This is a genomic window from Bacillus sp. JJ1609, assembly GCF_036967045.1.
GTDB lineage: Bacteria > Bacillota > Bacilli > Bacillales > Cytobacillaceae > Mesobacillus.
In genome coordinates this window covers 36,940-43,027 of the sequence record NZ_JBALSS010000024.1, presented here as the reverse complement: position 1 = coordinate 43,027, position 6,088 = coordinate 36,940, and the positions used below count along the sequence as shown (strand labels likewise).

The window sequence follows — 6,088 nt, the reverse complement described above, 5'->3', positions numbered from 1 at the left end:
CTTCCACTACAATCAACAGAGCTTAAAAATCAACAAGAATCGTTAACACAGCAATAAATATAAGCCAGTGTTAAAGCACTTGTAAATCTTTCGTCAGGACATGCCCTATAGAGCAAATATCCTACAAAAAACTATTCTAATTGTCATAAAAAGACCATTATATTATAATGAGGAAAACAAAAGAATTTTCAAAAAATTTTAAATAAGGGGGTAACGAATGTTGGAAAACAGGCCATGGCTATCGCAATATCCACCTGAGATACCTGCTACACTGGATCTTCAGGAAGCAACAGTCCAGAATTATTTGAAGCAGACGGCAGATAAATTTCCTGATAAAGTCGCAATACACTTTATGGGGAAGGAACTGACATATAAGCAGGTTTATAACTATGCGAAAAAATTGGCTGCTTATCTGCAATCATTGGGAATTGAAAAAGGAGATCGGGTGGCAATCATGCTCCCAAATACTCCGCAATCAATTATCAGCTACTATGCAATACTGATGGCCGGCGGGATTGTCGTCCAGACGAATCCTCTGTATATGGAACGCGAACTTGAATATCAAATGAAAGATTCAGGCGCAAAAGCAATTATTACCTTAGATATTTTATTTCCAAGGGTTTCAAAAGTCATCGCGAACACGGATTTAGAGAATGTAATTGTAACCGCTATCAAAGATTATCTTCCTTTCCCTAAAAACCTTGTCTACCCATTTATCCAGAAGAAGCAATATGGAATTATCGTAAACGTCAAACACGAAGGCCAGAACCACCTTTTCAATGAAATTATGAAGCAGCCTGCTGGTCAGATTAAAGAGTATGATTTTGATTTTGAAGAAGACCTGGCATTATTGCAATACACCGGCGGAACCACCGGATTTCCGAAGGGCGTTATGCTGACGCATAAAAATCTGGTTGCGAATGCAGCGATGTGTAATGCATGGCTCTATAAATGCAAGCCGGGTGAAGAAACGGTACTTGGTATCCTCCCATTCTTCCATGTGTATGGAATGACGGCTGTCCTGATTCTATCAGTCATGCAAGGGTCGAAGATGGTCCTGCTGCCTAAATTTGATCCGGAAACGACATTGAAGACAATCCAGAAGCAGAAGCCTACTTTATTCCCAGGAGCTCCGACGATCTATATTGGTCTGCTGAACCATCCTGACCTGAAAAAATACGACTTGTCCTCGATTGATTCGTGTATAAGTGGCTCAGCCCCTCTGCCAGTCGAAGTCCAGGAACAATTCGAAGAAGTTACCGGGGGGAAGCTTGTTGAAGGCTATGGTTTAACAGAATCTTCACCTGTCACACATGCGAATTTCCTATGGGACAAAAAGAGGGTAAAAGGGAGCATTGGTGTCCCATGGCCGGATACGGATTCTGTCGTTCTATCAATGGAAACCGGCGAACCGCTGCCTCAAGGAGAAATCGGCGAAATAGCAGTAAAAGGGCCTCAGGTTATGAAGGGATATTGGAACAGGCCGGAGGAAACGGAACAAGTCCTAAGGGAAGGCTGGTTATTGACCGGAGATCTTGGCTATATGGATGACGAAGGGTATTTCTATATTGTCGACCGGAAGAAAGATATGATCATTGCCGGAGGTTTCAATATTTACCCTCGCGAAATTGAAGAGGTGCTGTATGAACATCCTGCGGTACAGGAAGTAGTCGCAGCTGGCATTCCAGATCCTTACCGTGGCGAAACAGTCAAAGTGTATGTTGTTCTTAAGGAAGGCGCTGAAGTGACAGAGGCGGAACTTAATGAGTATGCGAGGAAACACCTAGCAGCTTATAAGGTTCCAAGACTTTATGAGTTCAGAAAAGAGCTGCCGAAAACAGCGGTCGGTAAGATCCTGCGCAGGGCACTGGTAGATGAAGAAAAAGCAAAAAGACAGGAAGATGAACAGAAGCGTGCTTAATTTTAAAGCCGGCTCCTATATCGGCTCTTTCTTTTTGGATATTAAGGCTTGTCCAAGTGAAACACATTTCCTTGACAGAAATGTGACTGGATACTATTATTAAAATATGAATGACGATTCATTCAGTAAACTATTTGCAGACTAAAATCGTAAACGGGAGTGTGTCACTGTAGCATTTTAATGCTTGTGCTTTTCCTGGAGCGGGAGTGAAAGTAATGAAAAAAAACAGGCCGAAATACATGCAAATAATTGACGCAGCAGTTGTCGTTATCGCAGAAAACGGCTACCACCAGGCTCAAGTGTCTAAAATAGCCAAGCAAGCTGGAGTGGCCGACGGGACAATTTATTTGTACTTTAAGAATAAAGAAGACATTCTGATTTCTCTGTTCCAGGAGAAAATGGGTTACTTCGTTGAAAATATCGAACAAAAAATTGCAGGAAAAACAACGGCGACAGAGAAATTATACATGTTGGTGGAAACGCATTTTAAGATGCTTTCCAAAGACAGGCATCTTGCAATTGTAACCCAGCTGGAACTAAGGCAGTCAAATAAGGATCTCCGGCATAAAATCAACGAGGTGCTGAAAGGCTACTTAATGCTGATTGACAGAATCATTTTGGAAGGCATAGAGAATGGAGAGTTTTCTAGCTCCCTTGATTTGCGTCTTGCAAGGCAGATGATTTTTGGGACGGTAGATGAAACTGTTACTTCATGGGTAATGAATGAACAGAAGTACAATCTTCCAGACCTGGCTAAAGCGGTCCATCAGCTTCTGATTAACGGCTGTGGTTACCAGGACAGCAAACCGGTCCTCTAATTAGGCTCTTATCGCAACCTTTTCGGCAATTTTGCCCCTGATAAATAAGAGATTTTAATGGGGCCATAAAGCAACTGGTGAGTGAGGAGCACTTAATAAGGCTGTGTTAAAGTCAATGTTGATAATCAACAGTTGTATTTAACATGGCCTTAATACAAAGGGAGGGGAAAATGTGGAGTATCTTAAGTGGTCAACGGAGGACAGGATTGCAACCATAACAATTGCGCGTCCGCCGGCCAATGCACTTTCGTCAGGATTACTGAGAGAACTTTCAGCAGTGCTCGACGAAATCGAGGGGAATCAGGAAATCAGAGTGGTACTGATCCACGGTGAAGGAAGATTCTTCTCTGCGGGAGCAGATATAAAAGAATTCACGACAATCAAAACTGGCGAAGATTTTGCGAAGCTTGCAGAATATGGCCAGGACTTATTTGAAAGAATGGAATATTATCCAAAGCCAATTATTGCTGCCATCCATGGCGCAGCATTAGGCGGAGGTTTGGAGCTGGCCATGGCATGCCATTTCCGTCTTGTATCTGAAAATGCCAAGCTGGGATTGCCGGAACTGCAGCTAGGATTAATACCGGGATTTGCTGGAAGCCAGCGTCTTCCTCGTTATGTAGGTGTTGCAAGAGCTGCAGAAATGCTGTTTACAAGTGACCCAATAACGGGTATAGAAGCAGCGCAATTCGGCTTAGCTAACCACGCATACCCTGAAGAGCAGTTGCTTGAAAACGCATACAAGATGGCTGAGAAGATTGCAAAGAAGAGCCCGGTTTCCATTGGCGCAGCTATTAAACTGCTAAACCATTCAAAGACAGAATCCTTCTACAAGGGAGTAAAGGAAGAAGCTAAGCTCTTCGGAGATGTATTCCTTTCAGAGGATGGACAAGAAGGAATTCAGGCTTTTCTTGAAAAAAGAAATCCGGATTTCAAAGGCAAATAAGCAAACCTTTTAGCGGTAAATATTTTTTTAATATAAATTATTTTAATCTTTAGAACAGCTAAAATGTTTGAATACTTAGGAGGTCAAATAATGAATATCTACGTTCTAATGAAAAGGACATTTGATACAGAAGAAAAGATTTCAATCGCAAACGGCAAAATCAATGAAGATGGCGCTGAGTTCATTATCAATCCATACGATGAGTATGCGATTGAGGAAGCAATCCAGGTAAGAGACGCTCACGGCGGTGAAGTGACTGTTGTCTCTGTAGGCAACGAAGAAACTGAAAAGCAGCTGCGTACTGCACTTGCGATGGGTGCTGACAAAGCAGTACTAATCAATATCGAGGATGATGTTGAGAATGGCGATCAATTTACGACTGCAAAAATCCTTGCTGAATATCTAAAGGATAAAGAAGCCGACTTGATTCTTGGCGGAAATGTTGCAATCGACGGCGGCTCAGGACAAGTAGCTCCGCGAGTAGCAGACCAGCTTGGAATTCCTTATGTAACAACAATTACTAAGCTTGAAATTAATGGTTCTACTGCAACGATCACAAGAGATGTAGAAGGAGATTCTGAAGTCCTTGAAACAAGCCTTCCGGTTCTTGTGACTGCACAGCAGGGACTTAATGAACCACGCTACCCATCTCTTCCAGGGATTATGAAAGCGAAGAAGAAGCCCCTCGATGAGCTCGAGCTGGATGACCTGGACTTAGAAGAAGATGATGTAGAAGCGAAAACAAAAACGATTGAAATTTATCTTCCTCCTAAAAAAGAGGCAGGAAAAGTCCTTCAAGGCGATCTTGCCGATCAGGTAAAGGAACTTGTCAGCCTGCTTCATTCAGAAGCGAAAGTCGTTTAAGACATTACAGAAAGAATTAATACGCAGGAGGTAAATCAAATGGCGAGAAAAGTATTGGTATTGGGAGAAGCGCGTGACGGTTCACTAAGAAATGTTTCCTTCGAAGCAATTGCTGCTGCGAAAACAGTTGCTGAGGGCGGAGAAGTTGTAGGTGTATTAATTGGTGATTCAGTTAGTTCCTTAGGCAAAGATCTCTATCAGTCTGGTGCTGACAGAGTTGTAGCGGTAGAGGATGCAAAGCTAGGACAATATACACCTGATGGATATTCACAGGCTTTAATGGCAGTCATTGACCAAGAGAATCCAGAAGGACTTATTTTAGGCCATACGTCTTTAGGGAAAGACCTTGCCCCTAAAATTGCAAGTAAATTAAATTCAGGACTCATTTCTGATGCCATCGGAGTTGAGGAAGCTGGAGGTAACTTAGTCTTCACACGTCCGATTTATTCTGGTAAAGCGTTTGAAAAGAAGATTGTTACTGACGGCCTTATTTTTGCGACGATCCGTCCTAACAATATAGCTCCACTTCAAAAAGATGAAAGCAAATCAGGCGATGTTTCGTCTGTATCAGCAGAAATCAAAGATTTAAGAACAATTATTAAGGATGTTGTCCGAAAGGCAAGCGAAGGTGTGGACCTTTCCGAAGCGAAAGTAGTAGTAGCTGGCGGCCGTGGAGTGAAGAGTGCTGATGGATTCAATCCGCTAAAAGAACTCGCTGATGTACTTGGCGGAGCTGTAGGCGCTTCTCGAGGTGCTTGTGATGCTGATTACTGCGATTATTCTTTGCAGATCGGCCAAACAGGTAAAGTAGTAACTCCTGACCTTTATATCGCGGCAGGTATTTCCGGAGCCATCCAGCACCTTGCAGGTATGTCCAACTCAAAAGTTATTGTTGCGATCAACAAAGATCCAGAAGCAAATATCTTTAAAGTTGCCGACTACGGCATTGTTGGAGATTTATTTGAAGTCATTCCAATGCTTACTGAAGAGTTTAAGAAGCTCAAAGTAAATGCATAAATCGAAAAAACGGACGTAAAATACGTCCGTTTTTCAATTCTGACTAAATTCATCTAAAAGGAATATCCATAGGTGAAAAGGGTAAATTACAACAAGAGCAAATAAATAGCATCAATTGGTAAACGATGATATACTTTCGTTATTATTTCAGATTTACTTAGGAGGCATACAAATGGCAATTACACATGCTACAGACCAAACTTTTGCAAACGAAACAGGATCAGGCTTAGTCCTTGTTGACTTCTGGGCTCCTTGGTGCGGACCTTGTAAGATGATCGCTCCTGTTCTTGAAGAATTAGATGCAGAAATGGGCGAAAAAGTTAAAATCGTTAAGCTTGATGTTGACGATAACCAGGAAACTGCAGCTAAATATGGTATCATGAGCATCCCAACATTACTTGTTCTTAAAGATGGACAACAAGTAGATAAAGTTGTTGGATTCCAGCCTAAAGAAGCACTTGCTGGCAGACTTTCTCAACACATCTAATCATAAAATTAAAATCCCGCCTTCATATGAAGGCG

General features: G+C 42.0%; 6 protein-coding genes. All 6 read left to right on the top strand.

Annotated features, from left to right (window positions below; translation table 11 throughout):
* Positions 1 to 217 precede the first annotated feature (217 nt).
* The 6 genes from V7654_RS16590 to trxA all read left to right on the top strand — a co-directional run bounded on the left by V7654_RS16590 (position 218) and on the right by trxA (position 6,053).
* Positions 218 to 1,921, top strand: coding sequence for a long-chain-fatty-acid--CoA ligase (locus V7654_RS16590; RefSeq protein WP_335431756.1), 1,704 nt, complete (start codon positions 218 to 220; stop codon positions 1,919 to 1,921).
* A gap of 215 nt (positions 1,922 to 2,136) precedes the next feature.
* Entirely contained in the window at positions 2,137 to 2,739 is a 603-nt protein-coding gene (locus tag V7654_RS16585; RefSeq protein WP_335431754.1) for a TetR/AcrR family transcriptional regulator, read from the top strand.
* A 172-nt stretch (positions 2,740 to 2,911) separates the two neighbouring features.
* The gene (locus V7654_RS16580) at positions 2,912 to 3,685 is read left to right on the top strand and encodes an enoyl-CoA hydratase (RefSeq protein ID WP_335431753.1); all 774 of its coding nucleotides are present in this window, start codon (positions 2,912 to 2,914) and stop codon (positions 3,683 to 3,685) included.
* 90 nt (positions 3,686 to 3,775) lie between these two features.
* The gene (locus tag V7654_RS16575) at positions 3,776 to 4,549 is read left to right on the top strand and encodes an electron transfer flavoprotein subunit beta/FixA family protein (protein ID WP_335431751.1); all 774 of its coding nucleotides are present in this window, start codon (positions 3,776 to 3,778) and stop codon (positions 4,547 to 4,549) included.
* 39 nt (positions 4,550 to 4,588) lie between these two features.
* A complete protein-coding gene (locus V7654_RS16570) occupies positions 4,589 to 5,566 on the top strand; it encodes an electron transfer flavoprotein subunit alpha/FixB family protein (RefSeq protein WP_335431750.1) in 978 nt (325 codons plus the stop codon).
* Positions 5,567 to 5,738: 172 nt separating this feature from the next.
* A complete protein-coding gene (gene trxA, locus V7654_RS16565) occupies positions 5,739 to 6,053 on the top strand; it encodes a thioredoxin (protein WP_335431748.1) in 315 nt (104 codons plus the stop codon).
* The last annotated feature ends 35 nt before the right edge of the window (positions 6,054 to 6,088 follow it).